Origin of the sequence: Bacteroides fragilis (genome assembly GCF_019583405.1) — a bacterium.
Taxonomy (GTDB): domain Bacteria; phylum Bacteroidota; class Bacteroidia; order Bacteroidales; family Bacteroidaceae; genus Bacteroides; species Bacteroides fragilis_B.
The window spans coordinates 1-19,259 of the sequence record NZ_SZUU01000012.1; the positions used below are offsets into that span (position 1 = coordinate 1).

Here is a 19,259-nt window from a genome sequence, read left to right on the forward strand (position 1 = left end):
GTTAACATTGTTAATGCGGTTGGGGAGAGATTTATTTCGAGGGCGGAAAGAACAAAGCTTTTACTTCGAAAAGACTTGTTATTTGAAAACAAAAGGCTTGATTTAACAGAGGGTTAAATCAAGTAATGGGAAGAGGAAAAACAAAAGGGGGAAAAGAATTGAGAATGAAGGAAATAGAGAGATAAGAGGGGGTTTCCTGGAAAAAGGGATAAGGGGCGGACGGAAAGGGATAGTTGCGATTAGAACAAGTATGGGGGCAGCGGATTTTTAAAGGAAAGGTTGGGAGTAGAAACGGGAGGAGCTTACTTTTAAAGCCAAAAGGAGGTTGGTTTGAAGTCAAAGAAAGCAAACTACAAACACTGGCACAGTCCGCCATTTTGTGTAACTATCATGGAGAGTTCCGATCCTTTTTTGAAAGCGGCACTGTCCACTATTTTATGTAAATAGAAAACTTCAGGATTCAGGTTTTATACGGCAATATTCAGTTCTACCCAAAGTCATATTCAAGCTACACACCATTCAAAAGTGGATCGGACATGTCTTAAACAGAAGCCTCAAAATGAAAATCTCCCATAACTTATAAAATATGCGCTTATGTTTTTATACTTTTGCATTCATATTCAGAAAAGAAACTATATGCGACTCGGACTTTTAACCGCTTTCATCCTACTACTGCCCTTTACTACTTCCTGTCAATATAAGGAAGCACAGCCCAACCCTGCATTTAAAGATTCCATTGTCCTCGTAACTCCAATGGAACTGCAACCGACTGCAAGTAAAAGCCCAACAGCCTTTTATCTGGATTCCATCGGTCTGATGAATATCGCCGAACTCGATTCTACATTCATTATCCGGCTAATGTACGCCACTCCGGACAATTTTACCGGTCAACTTCTTTATAATGAATTGAAAGAAGCATATCTTCACCCGGACGCAGCTAAAGCTCTTTTAGAAGCACATCTGTTACTTAAAGCCCAATATCCCAGCTACCGCCTGATAATTTATGATGCGGCACGTCCGATGTCCGTACAGAAAAAAATGTGGGATGTGGTAAAAGGGACCTCCAAGTATATGTATGTATCTAACCCCTCACGGGGAGGAGGTCTGCATAATTATGGATTGGCAGTAGATATCAGCATAGCCGATTCATTAGGGCATCCGTTACCCATGGGAACAGAAGTGGACTATATGGGTGCAGCATCACACATAACAAATGAAGCACAATTAGTAAAAGAAGGAAGAATAACCCAACAAGAGCGGGAAAACCGGATTCTACTAAGACAAGTTATGAAAGGTGCAGGATTCCGTGCACTTCCCAGTGAATGGTGGCACTTTAACCTATGCAGCCGAGACGAAGCCAAACAGAAGTACAAACTCATAAACTAAAGTAAGATATGTATCTTTCTCCGGAAACCATCTTGTTTATCCGGGAGCATCGCAATGACGATGTACACTCCCTGGCATTACAAGCAAAGAGATATCCTCAAGTGGACATGCCTTTGGCTATCGTTCAGATAGCCGGATGGCAAGCTACCGTTTCTAAAATACCAAGTTGGCATGCAACAGAAGGACTTTTATATCCGCGACATCTATCATTAGAGCAATGTTCATCGGAAGTTACCGCACTCTACAAAGCTTCATTGGTACATGGAGAAGGGTTAGTCGATCTGACCGGCGGATTCGGCATTGATTGTGCCTTTCTCGCTACTCAGTTCAAAACAGTCACCTACATAGAACGCCAGGAGGAACTTTGTGAACTTGCCATACACAATTTCCCTTTATTAGGACTGAAACATATTCGGGTACAAAATGGCGACGGAGTGGAATATCTACAACAGATGCCGGCTGTAGACTGTATTTTCCTGGACCCGGCACGCCGCAATGAACATGGTGGAAAAACAGTAGCCATATCCGACTGTGAACCCGACGTGACCACATTGGAAAAGTTACTACTCGAAAAGGGTAAGCAGGTAATGATTAAACTTTCACCCATGCTCGATCTTTCCTTGGCTATACGAGATATGCAGCACGTATCCGAAGCCCATATCGTCTCAGTCAACAACGAGTGCAAGGAGCTTTTGTTACTACTCCGGCCCGGTGATGATTCTCCGAAGATTCCATCTGCAATGTCTCAGCCCATCGTCTGCATCAACTTTGCAAACCGGGAAGTACAACGTTTTGTCTTCACCCGCGAATCAGAACAAGCCACCGAGTGTTCATACACCCACGAAATAGGAACTTATCTGTATGAGCCCAATGCCTCTATTCTCAAAGCCGGTGCTTTCCGAAGCATCGCTTCTTCGTTTCATCTGAGTAAACTTCACGCCAACAGCCATCTCTACACCTCAAACGAACGAATAGAAAAGTTTCCGGGACGCATCTTCCGGATAACCGGTTACTCGGGCCTCAACAAGAAAGAATTAAAAAATATTTTAAACGGATTAGATAAAGCAAATATCACCACCCGCAATTTTCCACAGTCCGTAGCCGAATTACGGAAACGGCTGAAACTAACTGACGGAGGTGATACCTATCTGTTTGCTACTACCTTGAACGATGAAAGAAAAATCATCATCCGGTGTGAGAAAGCATAAAATGAGGAGAGGCAACGTCGTCCCGACGCTGCCTCTTTCTCTCAATCAATTTATAGAAACTGTTTGTCCCAACGAATATATTTCATCTGATTGTCCATAGTTTTTTTCTTTCAACATCCCCTGGACTTTAACCACAATCCTATATTTCGATTCAGGCTCTTTCAGTGTATATTCCCACGAAGTAGGTTCACCTTCCAAAGAAATCTGATGCTCCAGCACCGCCCCCTTGTAAACCTGAACATAAACGGATAAAGGACGTTGTATCTCTTCCGGAATCGCTGAAGGTAGTTTCCATTCCAACACTGCATCATTATCAGGTGTCAGTGACGATTTTAAATCGGTCACCGGAGGTAAGGAAACCCCATCTTTAAAATCAATGATATCGCGATCCTGGCAACCTGTGACGGCAAGTATACAAAGCATCACAGAGAAAAAGTATAATATTCTTTTCATAATCGTCTGTTTTTTTATTAGTAACCCGGATTCTGTATATAATTTCCTTTCGCCCAGTTCATCTGTTGCTGAGGAATAGGTTTATACTCATCTCTTCCCGCAACAAAGACAGCATTATTCATCCAAGAGAAACGGGTTTTCTCTTTTTTGAAGTAAGCATTCATCGTAGGCTCCAGGATTCCCCATCTTTGCAGATCGAAGAAACGTCTTCCTTCACATGCTGTTTCAAGACGATTCTCAAACATCAATGCTTTCCATGCATAGTCTTTGGTCCAAGCAGCCTCATCGGTATACAAGCTGACCTTATAATTCATGTAAGGAGTACCATCTGCCATCAACAAGCGAATTCTACTGTTATTAGCACGTTCGCGCAGCTTATTAATGATAGGACGAGCTTCTTTGTGACGATCCAACTGAATCAAGATCTCAGCTTTCCACAACAAGACTTCAGCATAACGAATTTGCTTCACATTCATCGAATTACGGTTCACAATGATACAATCGCAACCGGCAGGAACCAACTCTTTAACAGATTTCAAATAACCATAATCACCGGGGCTTCTGGAAGCCTTTTCCTCGTACAGCAAATCCGGATTATATTTATAAGGATATCCCGGGATAGCCGCCGTATGACTCAAACGAGGGTCAAAGCTATTTTCATTGAAATACTCTTTATATCTTCCTTTCATTTCCGCATCGTTAAACGTATCGAACAAAGGCAATCCGTCCGTACCGGTTCTGAAAGCATTTGCCATATTAAAGCTCATCTTATGGAAATCACAACATGGGAAATAAGGTTCCCAGGAAGGAGCATTCAACTCTGCACCGTTGTTTGTATTTCCACCACTTGATGTTCCGTCGTTGATAGAATACTGGATTTCCCAAATTGCTTCTTTGGTAGCATTATCATATTCCGGCAAGAAGTTTTCGGCAAAGTCTTCACATAAACCTACATTTCCACCTTCCTGATCAGTGATCTCGTTGATATAAACCAAAGCACGTTCCAGAATCTTCTTATCCACCTCGACTACCTGATGTCTTGCATCCTGTTTATACGCCATGAATAATAAGGCTTTGGCGGCCATTGCCCGTGCGGCATTCTTGTTGATACGGCCTATCTCTTCCTGCTTTTCAGGCAACAGTCTGACAGCCTCTTCCAAATCGGCAACAATGTGTTCCCACAAATATGTATCATCAGTACCATTGGGCCGGTTCGAGATATTAGTCACATCTTCCACCGTTCTTCCGTTCTCTTCATCTACCCAAGGAATGTATCTCCACAGAGTCTTCATAAAGAAATAGGTAGCTCCGCGCAGGAATTTCACCTCACCGGTACGTACACCTTTCAACGGATAGTTTTCATCGGTAACTTTAGACAGGGCATAGAGTGCCAGGTTGTATCTGGATATCGCTACATATCCTTTGAACCAAGGTCCGTCATTGTTGCCTACATTGGCAGTTACAGAAGAGAAAACTTCCATATCATGCCAGGCAGACTGGTCACTTACACCCGATCCGCCTTTGTAAGCATCGTCCGATCGGATAGAACCATGCATCCACCATGCATGAGCTTCCGACCAGGGCAGATAAGGGATCAGCGAATAGCACGGAGTCACAAAATCATCAATATGTTCGGGCTTTCCTAATAATAAATCATCAGCCAGCACCCCTTTAGGGTTAATATTCAATTGGTCGGCACAGCTCGTCACCAATAAGGAAAGCAAAAGGGCAGATGACAGAAATAAACTATAAAAGGTTTTCATACTATTTCTATTTAAAAGGTTATATTAACTCCGACTGTAGCGGTAAATGGAATGACATAGCCAAAGTCACGGATTTCAGGATCGGGACCCGAGAAGCGGTTGCTATCCCACCATTTCTTGATAGTGAATACATTGTTAGCCGAAACATAAGCACGCAAACGGCTGATCATGGCTTTCTTCACCAGGCTTTCCGGGAAAGTGTATCCCAATTCCACTGTTCTCAGTTTCAGGTACGAACCATCTTTGAGGAAATACGTAGATGTACGCTTTTCATCATTGGTGTTACGGGTAGACAGAGCCGGAATGTTAGAATCCGGATTCTGGGGAGACCAGGCATTAAATACGCCTTTCAGGTGATTGGTATTATTCACATTCTGAATGTTCCAGAAGTCACTGTATTCAATCCATGAATCCCAAACATCTCCGCCATGCACACCCTGGAAGAAGAGAGCCAAGTCTACATTCTTATATGAAGCCTGAAGATTCAAACCATAAGTAAAGTCTGGGTCACTGACACCAATCCATGTGCGGTCGTAGTCCTGAGTGATACGTCCGTCTCCGTCAAGGTCTTTATAGCGAATGCGCCCCAAACCTTTTCCTGCCTGCTGCGGTGAGTTGTCCACCTCTTCCTGTGTCTTGAAGATTCCGTCTGCCACGTAGCCGTATACAGAGTTACGGGGGCGTCCGATGATATCATCCAACATACCGTTTCCACCATATACACTTCTCACGTTGTCCGGCAATTCGGTAATCTTATTCTTGAAAGTGGCAAGGTTTCCCGTAATACTGTAACTAAATCCGGACGGAAGATTATTCCGGTATGTCAGCAAGATTTCAACTCCTCGGTTTTCCATGCTCGGACCGTTCACATAAGTATCTCCACCTTCACCGAATGCACCGATATAAGGGGGCAAATAAAGCATATCGGTTGTCTTCTTATAAAAGTAATCGATTGTTCCGACCAGGCTCTGGTTGAAGAAACCAAAATCAATACCGTAGTTGGTCTGTGTTACAGTTTCCCATTTCAATGTCGAATTACCGGTGAGATATTTACGGAAACCAGACTGTAGAGAACCGCTTTCCTGTCCGTTCATAGCATAAGAAGTTCCATTATAATCGGCTACATAGCTACTTTGCAGGTATCCGCTCGGGATAGCCGAGTTACCATTACGTCCCCAACTGAATCTCAGTTTCAGGTCCGAAAGAAAATCTACATTCTCAAGGAAGGGTTCATTCTTTATTCTCCATCCCAAAGAAAATGCCGGGAAGACTGCCCAACGGTTATCAGCACCGAACTTGGAAGAACCGTCATAACGTAACGTTGCCGATGCCAGATATTTGGAAGCATACGAATAGTTAAACTTACCGAAGTATGACAACAGAGCATAAGCATCACCCGAACCGGTAGCCTCTGTAATCTTGTCGCCGGTAGCCGAACTCAAAAAAGCATAGTCTCTGTCTTCCAGGGTCAAACCGTCTTTACGTGCATAGAATGCTTCGCTTTCAGCTTTCGTGAATTCCATTCCGACCACAGCTCCTATCGAGTGTTTTCCGAATTGCCCGTTATAGTTGATCTGGTTGGTCCACTGGTATTCCAGGAAATGAGTCTGATCGTTGCGGACATAGTTGAACTTTTCATCACGGCCCGAACCGTCTGCTTCACCCCATTTTTTATCGACTGCGCGATAGTATGAACCGCGATAGTCTACACCGAACGATGTTCTCAGGTTCAACCCTTTGATAATCATCAAATCGGCATACGTATTACCAATTACCTTCAGGAACTTATTGACATTGTCTTTTCCCAGAATAAGGTCTTTCACCGGATTACGATAATCGTCCATACCCACATCGAGAGAGGCACCACCCCAGCCACCGGTTTCGGTATATACAGGAATGATAGGGGGTTCATTCGCTGCAAGCTGAGTATGATTGGCTTCGCGATAGTTCATGTAGTTCAACTCCAGATTCTCACCTACTTTCAGACGACCATTCAATAAATCGTATTCCGAGTTCAAGCGGGCCGAATATTTCTTCCAGAAGGTTTCAATCTGGATACCTTCCGTGTTTTCATAACCCAGGTTGAAGAAAGTGCGTGATTTTTCAGTACCACTCGATACTGAAATCTGATGATTCTGCGACACTCCGGTACGGGATATTTCGTCGATCCAGTTAGTATCGGCCGAGCGCATAGTCTTGGCTGTATTCAGCCATTCCACCGGTTTCACGGAGTTAAGTACCGGATAACCGTTACCATCATAACTCCAGTCGTAATCGAAGAAACGGACACTCTGTTTGATCTCACCCAGTTTGTCATCGTTGGCATACGCCTGCCAGATAGCACGTCCATACTCATCGGTATTCAACAAGTCGGGTTTGTTAACCCATTTAGAGAACTGTACGCGACCTTCGTAGCTAATTTTCGATTCACCCTTTTTACCCTTCTTTGTTTCGATAATGATCACACCACCGGCAGCTCTCGAACCGTAAATACTGGCCGAAGCAGCATCCTTCAACACCTGAATAGATTCAATATTTGCCGGGTTGATGTCCCTCAAGTTATAGTCGCCTGCCAATCCGTCGAGTACAATCAGCGGGTTGGGTTGCGCATTCAGTGACGTAAGACCGCGAATCTGTATCGAAGCATTTCCACTGGGGCTACCATCCGCAGTAATAAATACACCCGGCAATTTTCCCTGCAAAGACTTCAGCGCGTTAGTCGAAGGATTCTGAGCCAAATCGGAGGTATTAGCAATGGCAACCGAACCGGTCAGATCGGCTTTGCGCTGCGTCATATATCCGGTCTGGATAACCACCTCACCCAACATCGTGGCATCATCGGCCATCACCACGTCGATCTTGCTTAATCCCTTCACAGCTTTCTCCTGTGTAGCCTTTCCAATAAATGAGAATACCAGAATATCTTTATCCGAATTCACATCAACCGAATACTCACCATTCAGATTCGTAATCGTACCTTTCGAAGTGCCCTTTACCGACACGTTTACTCCGATCAGCGGGTCACCTGTTTCCTTTTCGGTCACCGTACCCGTAATGACTTTCACCTGGCTGATATCCAGATTGCCTGCGTATGCCATCATTGTCCCCGAGAACAAGACAACCACCCAGACCAAAAGCCTTCTCAACACTTCTTGCAGCCAGTCACTTCCGGAGGCCACAAGGCAAGGTCTTTCATGTTTCATATTCACCAATTAGATTTAATTAAAAATTTAAATAATACTATCATATGTTTTTCAGTTTGCCGAAGCTTCGACAGCAGGCAGCAGCTGCCGGCGAGCTTCTTCAATACCTGAAGTTCCAAATACCTGTGCCTCCGGATCACCATACCAGTAAATGGTAGTGGCATAATCAGCCTCACCCCGTTTCCATCCCAGCATTTCAATATCGAACTTAAAGCTCTTATTGAAAGGGATGCCATCCAGATGGCGGGTGCGATAGAAAGCATTATAACCGTGAGAGCTTTCCAAATCAGCTCTCGGGGCTCCTCCAAATGGAGTATAGAAAGGCACTACCGGTGCCCAAGAGCTATTATAGTAGTCTTCCGTACCTGTGCCGGAATGTGATGGGAAAGTATCGTCGTCCACCCAAATCTTTTCATCACCTTCGCCATACCACAACGGAGCATGATTATAAAGTGAAAGTAAATCGCCTTTATAGACACCCTTTCCTTTCAGTGTAGCGAAGTTCCATTCTACACACTGATCGACCTCTTCGGGTTTATCATGGATGTAGATACCGTTCTCCTGCCTCCATGAAGCATAGAAATACAATGACCGGTCTTTATCCCACTTCAACGGAGCCACGTTTACCTCCAGTTCAGCATCAACCGGCTGGGAAGAAAGGTTCAGTACTTTCAAGACTCCCGCTTTGCGGTAAGGCATCAACCAGCGACTGGAGATGTTCCCTTTCCCGTCGGACGTCAGATACCAACTATCTACTTTGGGAGCACCCATACCACCTCCGGAGAAATCACTCAAGGGCACCCATACGGTCTGTTTCCCATCGAATGTGGCACTGAACACCAATTCCCGCATCAATTGCGCATATTGCTCCGGATTATCAACACGGATATTGAACTTCACTTCATACACCGCATTTTCACCTGTCGGCAGCGGAATGGTTAGTGAATCGGAAGAAAGAAGGTTCTTATTCTCCCGGATCATTTCACCTTTACGTCCGGCCGTCGGATGAAGAAGACGATTGTCTACTTCAGCTATTTTCTGTGCTGCTCTCTCTACCACTTCTTTAGATAAAGTCTCCACCTGTGTACCCTCCGGATATTTACGGAAGTTGATGTGGTAATATTTTGGAGTAGGATTCACTCCCGGCTCGTCTTCGAACGTCACTTTACATCCACGGGCATACGGGATAGGCAGGAACAGGGTATTTCCTCCCTTACCTTCGGGCGTATAGCTGGTGTGTGCCTGCAACATTCCCTTTCCCAGTCCGGGCACATTGATCCGCATCAGGTCATAGGCGGGAATGATCCAGCCCGGCTGGTCGGAACCATCGAAATAAAACCTCCATGTACCGCGTTTGTCAATAGTAGTAATCCAGATGCGGGTGATAGCCCCCGGTCCGACTTCGTCGAACATTACTTTCTCGATACGGCCTGCTATCGTATCTACCCGCTTGATTCCAAACCCATCGCTATTGGCAAACCAACCGGCAGAATCGGGTGATACCGATGCACGGTCATAACTACTTTCCTGACGACAAGTATAAGAGGGAACCGGATATAGCGCCTGCTCCTCCACCGATACCATTTCGTCCAACAACGTTTCCAGTGTTACCGGCTTATTCGACACTTGAGAGCCGCATCCCCACGAACAGAACAAGAGTCCTGCGCAAACGGACAACCATACATTTCTTTTACTTTGTTTCATATTTATATCCAATTTTGTGTTTATTATATTTTCGAGAAAGCATGTTCTTCTTTCGCGGTCCTTTCAGCTTCTTTATCCACTCCCAATTCTTTTTCTATTGCCTCCAGTGACTTTCCTTTAGTCTCGGGCACACAAAATAAAATGAATGCGAATGCAGCAATGCTGAAAACAGCAAAGATTCCGAATGCGACCGATCCGCCCAGGTTATTCAGTATCCAAGGAAAAAACTGAACGGTGAGGAAAGTACATAGCCAACTGATTCCAGTGGAGAGCGACATGGCTGTTCCGCGGATGCGGGAAGGATAGATCTCGGAAGTCACCACCCACATCAAAGGTGCCAGTGAAGCGGCAAAGAATCCGATATAGCATAGCACAGCTATCAATGCACCTATACCATTGGCTGCCGGAACCACGAAGGTGTAAACCAGGTAAAGCAAGGAGCCCCCCATCCCCAGACTTCCGCAAAGGAGCAGAATCTTACGCCCGACTTTATCAACCAGCCACACAGCAATCAGGGTAAACAACAGATTCACCACGCCTACCAGGATGGATTGCACAAGGGCAATATCCCCGGCAACACCTGTCATCTCAAAAATAGAAGGGGCGTAATTAATAATGACGTTAATACCCGTAATTTGCTGTAAGGCGGCCAGTATAGAACCTATGAAAACCACTTTAGCCAAGTTACCCTTAAACAATTCTGTTACCTTTATCCTATCTCTACCTTCTTGTGTGTTTGTGTCGGACACGGTCATCTCACCGGCTTCCAGGTTCAGTTTACTGGCCACCTGTCTGGCTCTGTCTGCTTTTCCGCGGGCCGAAAGCCATCGCGGACTCTCGGGCAATATAACCAGCAGTAGCAGGTAGGCTACACTAAAGAAGAACGGGAATCCCAGCATCAGGCGCCAGTTCCGCTCGTAGTCCAGCAATATATAATCTACAATATAAGCAATCAGGATTCCTATCACAACGGCCAGCTGGTTGTAAGAGACCAGTGTTCCCCTCAGGCGGGCAGGAGAAATCTCGGATATATAAATAGGTGCTACAGCAGAGATCACTCCGATACCCAGCCCGCATATCAGACGAAAAACCAGCAGTGAAACCAGATTGACAGCCAATGCGCAACCTAAAGAAGAAACAATAAAAAAGATAGCTGACGAGAACATCACTTTCTGCCTGCCATAACGGTCACTAAAACCTCCTCCCAGCAAAGCACCGCAAAGGCAACCTACGGTCAGAATACTTACCACCAATCCCAAAGCCATATCATCCAACATGAATTGTTCCTGTAAGAAAGGAACGGCTCCGGAAATACCTGCCATATTTAATCCCACAATCAATCCACCAAAGACGGTGATAAAGGTATATAGGAATAAAGGTTTGTTCTCTCTGTTCATTTTGATTTTAAATTTATAGTAGTTATACGATGTGTGATTGTTGATGCAAGGTTAGCCAGAATAGTACAGAAGCGATATAACGCAGGAAACAAATAATATAAGAATGGTAACATCCGGCAAAAATACCGGCAGACTATCAATCCGGTTACCCACTGATGTAACGAAAGGATAAAGCTAATAATGAAGCATTTGAAAAAAATGATTCTTGTAATAAGTGGATTGTCTTTTATTAAAAGGAAGGTAATGTTTCAAAAGACGTTCGTCTGATGCAACAAAGATAAGGCGCTTTTTTTATCTGTGCAAATATTTCTACATCAATTTAATTATCAGTTATTTATCTCTTCCTTTGGCCTTCAGTGCGCAGAGCCAAAACTGTGTTTCAAAAAAGGAACGTCTTTTGAAACACAAGATTCGTTCTATCTGTCTAATTTACACAAACTTACCGCAAAATAAAAGCTGTATTCACAGCCTGCCATAGCCGGTCTTCCCATTCATTAATGGGAAGGCCTTGCTGAGTATGATCTATTTTATTCATTTTTAAACATTTGAGTTATGAATACGAAGAAAAAACTTCTGTATGTAGGCTTTCGTGCGTTAAGCACATGCTGTGTGTGCGCGGCTTTTTTAATGATAACATCGTGTGGCGACAATGTTGTGAACCCCGACAGCCCGGAACCGGACGGAGGGGACATGATCCCTGTTACGGTCGGCCGGGTTGAGGATGGCATTTATATGGAAAGCCATGTTGATACTCCCGACACAACCGGAGGAAGAACGCTTGTGGACGAATGGGTACCCGTGAAAGAGTCACCCACCAGCAGGGCCATACCCGCTGCCGTGCCTTACGAAGGGCCTTCAGCGGTACGGATGACGCTCCGCGAAGAGCCGCAAGCCACTACCCGTGCCGCTACATTGGGCAACGGCATTTATTTCCGGTTGATCGCTTTCCGTAAGGTGGGCAGCAATTACGTGTTCCAGTCGGCAGCGGATTTTACGACGAACGGGGCTTCCGCTCCCACACTCAGGCAAGGAAAGTTACTCACCAGAGCGGGAACTGTCCGTGTGATCGGATACTCGTTCAATAGTACGGCAGCGATGGGAACGATTCTTTCAGCCTATGCTTATAACGGTACTCCCGTCACTATCCCGAATATGAGTAATGACTTTATGGTTTATGATTCGGGGGATATGGCAAATGTGAGTACAATCAACCACAACCTGTCGGTTAGTTTCACGCAAAAACTCTGCAAGCTGACGGTTAAGCTCTCCTTGTCGCAGTTTGGAAGCAACACGTTTACCAACTGTACGGGCGTATATGTTTCTCAGGGCGGTAATGCGTCCGCCTGGACGATAGGTCCCTCTACAAATAATGTAAGTGCCAATACCGGAACTGCGCCTACATTCAATATAGCCAATAATTCGACTGCCACTGTGCGGTTAGTTCCTTTTTCGGGTGCCCGGGCGATCACGGTGCATATCGGTACGTTGAAACTTAGTAATTACTTCAATGCGAATAACCGGAATATCACCTCGAGCCAGAATGTGCAGTTGCTACCGGGAAAGAGTTATACCATTACACTGAAGTTTGAATTGGGGATACAATTGGCGGCAAGTGACATTAACCTGACACAAAACGGATGTACAGCAAGTGATAAAAATAATTTAGCGAAGTTAAGATGGGCTACGGGAAATTTGAAGAGTACGGGAAGCACAAATTATGTATGGGCACCTTCGCAGACAGAAACCGGATATTATTACACATGGTATAGCACTTATACAGGGAACAAAACTACAAATAACATAGATCCATGTTCAAGATTAAATACTGCATACTATGGTACAGGATGGCGTACACCATCCGAAAATGACTATATTTCATTATCCCGATGTACGGATAGAGTGCATACAAATAATGGCATGTGGTTTATGAATAAAAGTATTGGTGTTTTTCTATTGGCCGCTGGAACAATAGGTAATGGTGGAGGCAGTGGTACGACTAATCCTAATTCTAATCCTAGTAAGACTGGACAGTATTGGACTACAAAAAAAGATGGAACAAATAATGGAATAAGCTTCGCATTTAACCCAAGTTCGATATTCATGTTTTCTGATTATAAAGCAACTGGAATGCCAGTTCGTTGTGTTAAATAATTAACTGTCATTTATGATTAAGATTAGCTTGTAAATAAAGCCTTGATCAGTATCCTATAGTTGAGAAGTGTCGGAAACCTGACACTCCAAGAAACTGTAGACTATATTTAGTTCTTTAAAGGTGTATAAGTTACGGATTGATTAGGCATTTTGAGTAAAAAGCTACTAAAAAGACTTTTATACAAGAGCCACATAATCAGATTATCAAGTAATTTTTGAGAAGAAGAGAGATAGTTATCCCGTAATTTTCAGGACACTCTTTCAAAGACCAAGAAGATCTACTAAGATGCAAAGTTTACTTTTGGAACGGTGTTTCAAAAGACGTACGTCTGATGCAACAAAGATAAGGCGCTTTTTTCATCTGTGCAAATATTTCCACATTGTTTTAATTATCAGTCATTTATCTGTTCCTCTTATATTTAATGTGAAGAGTAAAAATAATGTTTCAAAAAACGTACGTCTTTTGAAACATTATTGTGTATTCAAGACCGTTATATCTGATTGTAATACACAAACTTACGCATAATAAAAGTGGTATCAAACAGCCTTTCCGGACTTATACGAGGATGTGTAGGTCCGCAATGCGTCTTTGATACGATTATTCACTTTAATATCTTAGTATATGAATAGAACTTTTATTATGCGAGAGTGTCTTGGTAAAGCCTTATGGCTGTGTTTTTGCCTTTCGATGGCAGGATGTGCGGAAGATGACAGAATGACTCCCTTATCTCCTGATAGCGGGGATACTGCCGACGAGTTAATCCCCATCCAAATCAGTCTGACGGGTGACAACGACTATCATTCTTCCTCTTTTAATGACGCTTCGACCCGTAACCACTCTCCCCTGATCGCCGAATGGGTGGGGGTAAAAGCTTTCTCACCTACACGCACGGGAGAGCAACCGGACTATGAAGGTCCCCGGATAGCCTCGATGGAACTGACGGAAGATACTCTACCCTGTGCAAATACCCGTGCAACAGTATCTTCAGGAGTCTATTTCCGGCTAATTGTTTTCTGGAAGTCCGGAAATAACTATGTCTTCCAGTCGGCCGCCGATTACACCTCAAATGGTACGGGCACTCCTGTACTCAAACAAGGGAAATTGCTGACACGCTCGGGAACGATACGCGTGGTGGGTTACTCCTTTAATACCGCTACAGCTGCCGACTTGGGAACTATGCCCGCATCATATACCTACAACAGTAGCACAGTGTCTATCCCTAACATGAGCAAGGACTTCATGACCTTCGATTCCGGAGATATAACGAATGTAAACAGCCTCAGCCACAACCTTCCGGTGAGCTTCAGCCAGAAGCTGTGTAAACTGACAATTTCCATTAGTCCCACCGGATACCCGAGCAATACGATCAGCAATTGCACGGGTGTATATGTAACGCAAGGGGGAAACTCCACATCGTGGAAGATCGGTCCTTCGACCAATGTGGTAACCCCCAACACGAATAAAACGGCGGCATTCAATCCAAACACGACCTTGAGTACAACCATACGCATGGTTCCATTTGCAGGGGCCAGAACGATTACAGTGCATTTCAATACGCTGACGGTAGGCGGACGGATTGTGAACAACAACACTGAAATTACCTCCACCCAAAGCGTACAACTGAAAGAGGGAAGGAGCTATACACTAAAAATACAGTTTAAGAAAGGTCCCGGCATCAATGTGTTGGAGAGTGATATAAATCTTACAGGTAACGGGTGTATGGCTCAGGATAAAAAAGACCTGGCCAAATTAATATGGGCGGACGGCAATCTGAAAAGTACAGGAGCGAGTAATAATTATGTGTGGGGAACCAATTCAGAATACGGATATTTTTATCAATGGCATAAAGATTATAATGGAAACAATATAGATCCATGTACGAGACTTAACCCTACGACATATGGTTCGGGGTGGCGACTGCCAACAAAAAACGAATGGATAAAATTTGCAAAATGCTGTAATGTAAACTCCAAAGTAACTATTGGAGGTGCAAATGGGGTGTGGTTCTTGAACTCAACAAAGGGAGTATTTATGCAATTGGCTGGTTGGCGTGACTCTGGTGCAGGAACATCCGCAACAACCTGGCCCGGTACTTTTGGCGATTATCTATGTGAAACAGCAGGCTGGGTGTTAGATATTGACCCGGGGTATATTCGCGTGCATGATGGAGCCAGCACTTCTTCTGGAAACTCTGTCCGTTGCGTAAAAGGTACCAAACAGTAATGTATTCACTTTTAAAAAGATAAATCATGAAAACCGAACTCAAAGGCTGGCTTGCGGACAATACCGTGACCACCGACAACAAAGAAGACAAAATCCTGGTATTGGAGAGTGCCGGAAACCTGACGCTATCCGATGTACTGGATGAAATGAAGAAAGAGGATACCGGCTTGCGGGCAGAGACTTTAAAGCATGCCGTCGATCTTTTTCAGCGCACAGTATCGGAATTGGTACTGAACGGATACTCTGTCAATACGGGGCTTTTTCGTGCTGTCCCACAGTTTCGCGGGGTAATAGACGGCGGGATATGGAATCCCGAGAGAAATTCTATCTATGTTTCCTTCAATCAGGATAAGGATTTACGTGAAGCTATCGCACGGACCGGCGTGAAAATTCTGGGAGCCAAAGGTGACCCGGCCTACTTCATCGGCGGTGAAGACGCTGCCACCCGTGCCACGGATGGTAGTGCAACTGCCGGACGTAACTATCGCCTACAGGGCAAGAATATCAAAGTAGCAGGCACAGACTCTGCTGTAGGTATTGTATTGATTGACGAAAAAGGCATCGAAACGAAGTTACCGATGGATATGATTGCCATAAACAACCCCTCGGAAGTATTGGTGCTACTTCCTGCCGACATGAAAGACGGAACCTATGAGCTGCGACTGACTACACAATACTGCCACAGTTCGCAGACAATGCTAAAAACGCCGAGAACTGTCAGTCGATTTATCAACATCGGCGCATCTCAAGGAGATGGCGATGGTGATATTGTAGATGATCCAACGGCCTAATAGTAAACATACCGGCACATTTCATATCGTCCCGCATTGAGAAAATTCAATGCGGGACAATTTTGTATAATGCGTATACAGCATTATCTACAGCTCGTATACTACTCTATATACGTACTGTATACAGAGTTGCATACGGTGCGTAGACAGAACGATCTGTTTCCCATATTCAGTTAGCCACCATTGCCTCTGTCGGAGTGACCCCATAAAGTGTACGGAAACATTTAGTGAAATAGGCGGGCGAAGTAAAACCGGTCATATAAGCTATCTCACTGATATTGTACTGCCGGGCTTTAAGCAAAAGCATTGCTTTATTGAGCCGGTAATTCCTCAGGTAATCAGTGGGTGAAACCCCGAACAGTGTTTTCATCTTCCGGTAAAGGTGCACCCTCGACAATCCCAAATGTTCACTCAAGTCTTCGATGCTGAAATCGGAGTTTTCATATTGCGTGTCGACAATGCTCAGCAGCTTGTCCCTGAACAACTCGTCTACCTTCATCAGTTTGCATACCTCCACATTGTCCATCGTACCGGCCCGGAGATTCTTCATATAAGCTTCCTTCATCTTTTGCCGTTCCGAAATCATGTTGATGATACGTATTTTCAGGAAGTCGATGTTGAAAGGTTTGGGAATATACTCGTCCGCCCCTTCGGCAATGCCGTAAATGCGCTGGCTGTCTTCGGACAAAGCAGTCAGAAGTATGATAGGAATATGGCTGAAAGCAAGATCGTTCTTCACCCGGTTAACCAACTGGAAACCATTCATACCAGGCATCAGCACGTCACTCAGAATCAGGTGGAAAGCGACATCCTTCCCCAACAGATCCAACGCTTCATTGCCATTACCCGCCACTTCGACCCGGAAATTGTCGGACAGCTCCTTCCGCAGGCTGTATCGCACATCGGGGTCGTCTTCCACCACCAGAATATGATAATCGTAGGTCGTGGACAGCATTTCATTCACTATCGTCGTATCCACTTCCATGTCATGATAACTCAGATTGAAACGGTCGGTCTCTTCCAGTATATATTCGTGGGTATAATGGGATATGGCCTTATAAAGCCTGACGCTGAACAAGGTATATTCTCCGGGCTGGCTCTCTACACGAATTTCACCGTCATGCAAATCGACGTATTCTTTCGAAAGATTAAGTCCGATGCCGAAACCTGCCGTACCGAATGTTTTATTACCGGTATAAAACCGCTCGAAGAGATGCTCCATGCTCTCTTTTGAAATTCCCCGCCCGTGGTCCTCCACTTCCACCAGAACAGTTTCCGCCTCATCGGTAATCCTGACGGAAATATCCCCGCCTCCATCCGAATATTTAAAAGCATTCGAAATGATATTCACCAATACCTGCTCTATCTTATTGACATCGATATGGATATTCAGCTCGTCGATGTTGGTGCGGAACTGATAATGAATCTGCTTCTCCTGAGCAATACCGGTAAAGTAGTCGAAGACTTCTCTGACCATTCCTATCAGATCTACCTGACGCAGAATCAGTTTCATCTTGTCGTTGTCAATCCTGCGAAAATCGAGTATCTGGTTGACAATCCGGTAGAGCCGGTCTACGTTCCGCTTCATCAAAGCCACATCTTCCTGAATAGAAGGATCGAGCCTGGAGTTTTTAATCAGTTTGTTTACCGGCCCCAGTATTAACGTAAGGGGAGTACGGATTTCGTGGGAGATATTGGTAAAGAACTGCAATTTCTGGTTCGAGATGTTTTCTATCTGGTTATTCTTGACCGCCAGTTCCTCCTTCTGCGCCTCTACAAGCTGGTTTTTATCATACAGTTCTTTGTTTTTGTTCTTGATACGGAGATTCATGTACATGACATATCCCAACAAAGGGATAATGAGTAACATCAATGCCAGGATCAGTATGGTGGAGTTGCGCAGGAACTTGAAACGAGACAGCAGATTGTCTTCTTCCTGCTTCTGGCGGTTGATCCGCTTCTGGTAATGATTCAGTTGTTCGGACTGTGCCAGAATGGTTTTTGCGTTTCCCCGGTTAATGATAGCGGTATTCAATACGTAGTTTTTCTTCACCTTCTCGCCATTGATAATGGCCATAGCCACCTGAATGGAGATAGCTCCTCCGGTAGGATACTGAAAAGAGGCTTCCAATTTCTCGTCGGCTACAGCCTGCAATCCGGCTCCATCACCATATACTCCGTCGATACCTATAAACCGGATACGTCTGCCGGACACGGAGTCACGCTTCATAATGACATCACGTGCAGCAAGAGCCATCACATCATTATGGGCATACACCAAGTCGATATCTGTAAAAGCAGGCAGCTTGCTGACGGCATCGTAAGCACTGTTATAGTGCCACTTACCAAAAACCTGGGTCACCCGGAAGTTTTTGTCGCTGCGGAGATGGTCAATAAACCCGTCATGGCGTTCCATGGCGGGCGAAGAGCCTTCCAGTCCCCATATTTCAAGTATTTGGGAATTGGGAGAAAGTTGTCCGTTGATATATTCGCCGATGGCGGAACCGATGTTGTAATTATTGGCGCCGATAGAAACCGTATATTCATCCGACTGTATCTTACGGTCGTGGATAATGGTAGGAATGCCTTTCCGGTAGGCTTCCACTGCCACGTCGGTAATGGGAACAGCTTCGTTGGGTGAAATGATAAGCACATCCACATTCTGGGAAATCAGTTTGCGGATCTGGGCTACTTGCCGGCTGCTGTTATCCATTGCATTATATACTACCAACTCCACGTTGCGGTAATTGGAGGCCTCAATCTGCATTTCGAGCAATACGGCTTCGCGCCAGGAATCGGAAGTGCACTGAGAAAAACCTATAACATATTTTCTGTCCGCCTCTTCCTTCCGTTGGCAAGAAGACAGGAATACGAACAGGCCTGCAAAAAGCAAAATGCCGAACCGAAATAGATTTGTGTTTTTCATGCTGTGTTCTCCTTAGTAATACGTATATAAGACATCCTGAAGCAAAGAAACAG

Annotated in this window: 11 protein-coding genes; 5 read left to right on the forward strand and 6 right to left on the reverse strand. The window is 44.7% G+C overall.

Going from position 1 to position 19,259, the window contains the following annotated elements:
* Positions 1-594 precede the first annotated feature (594 nt).
* Together FDF36_RS19100 and FDF36_RS19105 are read left to right on the forward strand one after the other, a co-directional pair.
* Entirely contained in the window at positions 595-1,386 is a 792-nt protein-coding gene (locus FDF36_RS19100) for a M15 family metallopeptidase (protein WP_409013164.1), read from the forward strand.
* A gap of 8 nt (positions 1,387-1,394) precedes the next feature.
* Positions 1,395-2,594: a THUMP-like domain-containing protein gene (locus FDF36_RS19105; RefSeq protein ID WP_220392404.1), complete on the forward strand. Its 1,200-nt coding sequence runs from the start codon at positions 1,395-1,397 to the stop codon at positions 2,592-2,594.
* A gap of 45 nt (positions 2,595-2,639) precedes the next feature.
* Here FDF36_RS19105 and FDF36_RS19110 read toward each other — a convergent pair whose 3' ends face one another.
* The 5 genes from FDF36_RS19110 to FDF36_RS19130 are packed head-to-tail and all read right to left on the reverse strand — an operon-like array spanning position 2,640 to position 11,114.
* A complete protein-coding gene (locus tag FDF36_RS19110; protein WP_005822458.1) occupies positions 2,640-3,047 on the reverse strand; it encodes a DUF4945 domain-containing protein in 408 nt (135 codons plus the stop codon).
* A gap of 17 nt (positions 3,048-3,064) precedes the next feature.
* Complete coding sequence (locus FDF36_RS19115; protein ID WP_005822460.1) at positions 3,065-4,810, reverse strand: RagB/SusD family nutrient uptake outer membrane protein; 1,746 nt, start codon at positions 4,808-4,810, stop codon at positions 3,065-3,067.
* Between the two features lie 11 nt (positions 4,811-4,821).
* Positions 4,822-8,013, reverse strand: coding sequence for a SusC/RagA family TonB-linked outer membrane protein (locus FDF36_RS19120; protein ID WP_220392405.1), 3,192 nt, complete (start codon positions 8,011-8,013; stop codon positions 4,822-4,824).
* 51 nt (positions 8,014-8,064) lie between these two features.
* Entirely contained in the window at positions 8,065-9,717 is a 1,653-nt protein-coding gene (locus FDF36_RS19125; RefSeq protein ID WP_220392406.1) for a glycoside hydrolase family 172 protein, read from the reverse strand.
* Between the two features lie 23 nt (positions 9,718-9,740).
* A complete protein-coding gene (locus FDF36_RS19130) occupies positions 9,741-11,114 on the reverse strand; it encodes a sugar porter family MFS transporter (RefSeq protein ID WP_220392407.1) in 1,374 nt (457 codons plus the stop codon).
* 552 nt (positions 11,115-11,666) lie between these two features.
* Between FDF36_RS19130 and FDF36_RS19135 the strand changes: the two genes are divergently transcribed.
* The 3 genes from FDF36_RS19135 to FDF36_RS19145 all read left to right on the forward strand — a co-directional run bounded on the left by FDF36_RS19135 (position 11,667) and on the right by FDF36_RS19145 (position 16,280).
* Positions 11,667-13,265: a fimbrillin family protein gene (locus FDF36_RS19135; protein WP_220392408.1), complete on the forward strand. Its 1,599-nt coding sequence runs from the start codon at positions 11,667-11,669 to the stop codon at positions 13,263-13,265.
* Between the two features lie 622 nt (positions 13,266-13,887).
* Positions 13,888-15,489 carry a fibrobacter succinogenes major paralogous domain-containing protein gene (locus tag FDF36_RS19140; RefSeq protein WP_220392409.1) on the forward strand — a complete coding sequence of 534 codons (1,602 nt, stop codon included), beginning with the start codon at positions 13,888-13,890 and terminating at the stop codon, positions 15,487-15,489.
* Between the two features lie 26 nt (positions 15,490-15,515).
* Positions 15,516-16,280, forward strand: a complete 765-nt coding sequence (locus FDF36_RS19145) for a DNA-binding domain-containing protein (protein ID WP_220392410.1) — start codon at positions 15,516-15,518, stop codon at positions 16,278-16,280.
* Between the two features lie 169 nt (positions 16,281-16,449).
* Here the strand turns inward: FDF36_RS19145 and FDF36_RS19150 are convergent, their stop codons facing one another.
* Positions 16,450-19,206, reverse strand: coding sequence for a hybrid sensor histidine kinase/response regulator transcription factor (locus FDF36_RS19150; protein WP_005822470.1), 2,757 nt, complete (start codon positions 19,204-19,206; stop codon positions 16,450-16,452).
* Positions 19,207-19,259: the final 53 nt, after the last annotated feature.

Bases quoted from the DNA above. Each gene is read 5' to 3' on its own strand.
- FDF36_RS19100 (WP_409013164.1), top strand. From the start codon at position 595: ATGTTTTTATACTTTTGCATTCATATTCAGAAAAGAAACTATATGCGA.
- FDF36_RS19105 (WP_220392404.1), top strand. From the start codon at position 1,395: ATGTATCTTTCTCCGGAAACCATCTTGTTTATCCGGGAGCATCGCAAT.
- FDF36_RS19110 (WP_005822458.1), bottom strand. From the start codon at position 3,047: ATGAAAAGAATATTATACTTTTTCTCTGTGATGCTTTGTATACTTGCC.
- FDF36_RS19115 (WP_005822460.1), bottom strand. From the start codon at position 4,810: ATGAAAACCTTTTATAGTTTATTTCTGTCATCTGCCCTTTTGCTTTCC.
- FDF36_RS19120 (WP_220392405.1), bottom strand. From the start codon at position 8,013: ATGAAACATGAAAGACCTTGCCTTGTGGCCTCCGGAAGTGACTGGCTG.
- FDF36_RS19125 (WP_220392406.1), bottom strand. From the start codon at position 9,717: ATGAAACAAAGTAAAAGAAATGTATGGTTGTCCGTTTGCGCAGGACTC.
- FDF36_RS19130 (WP_220392407.1), bottom strand. From the start codon at position 11,114: ATGAACAGAGAGAACAAACCTTTATTCCTATATACCTTTATCACCGTC.
- FDF36_RS19135 (WP_220392408.1), top strand. From the start codon at position 11,667: ATGAATACGAAGAAAAAACTTCTGTATGTAGGCTTTCGTGCGTTAAGC.
- FDF36_RS19140 (WP_220392409.1), top strand. From the start codon at position 13,888: ATGAATAGAACTTTTATTATGCGAGAGTGTCTTGGTAAAGCCTTATGG.
- FDF36_RS19145 (WP_220392410.1), top strand. From the start codon at position 15,516: ATGAAAACCGAACTCAAAGGCTGGCTTGCGGACAATACCGTGACCACC.
- FDF36_RS19150 (WP_005822470.1), bottom strand. From the start codon at position 19,206: ATGAAAAACACAAATCTATTTCGGTTCGGCATTTTGCTTTTTGCAGGC.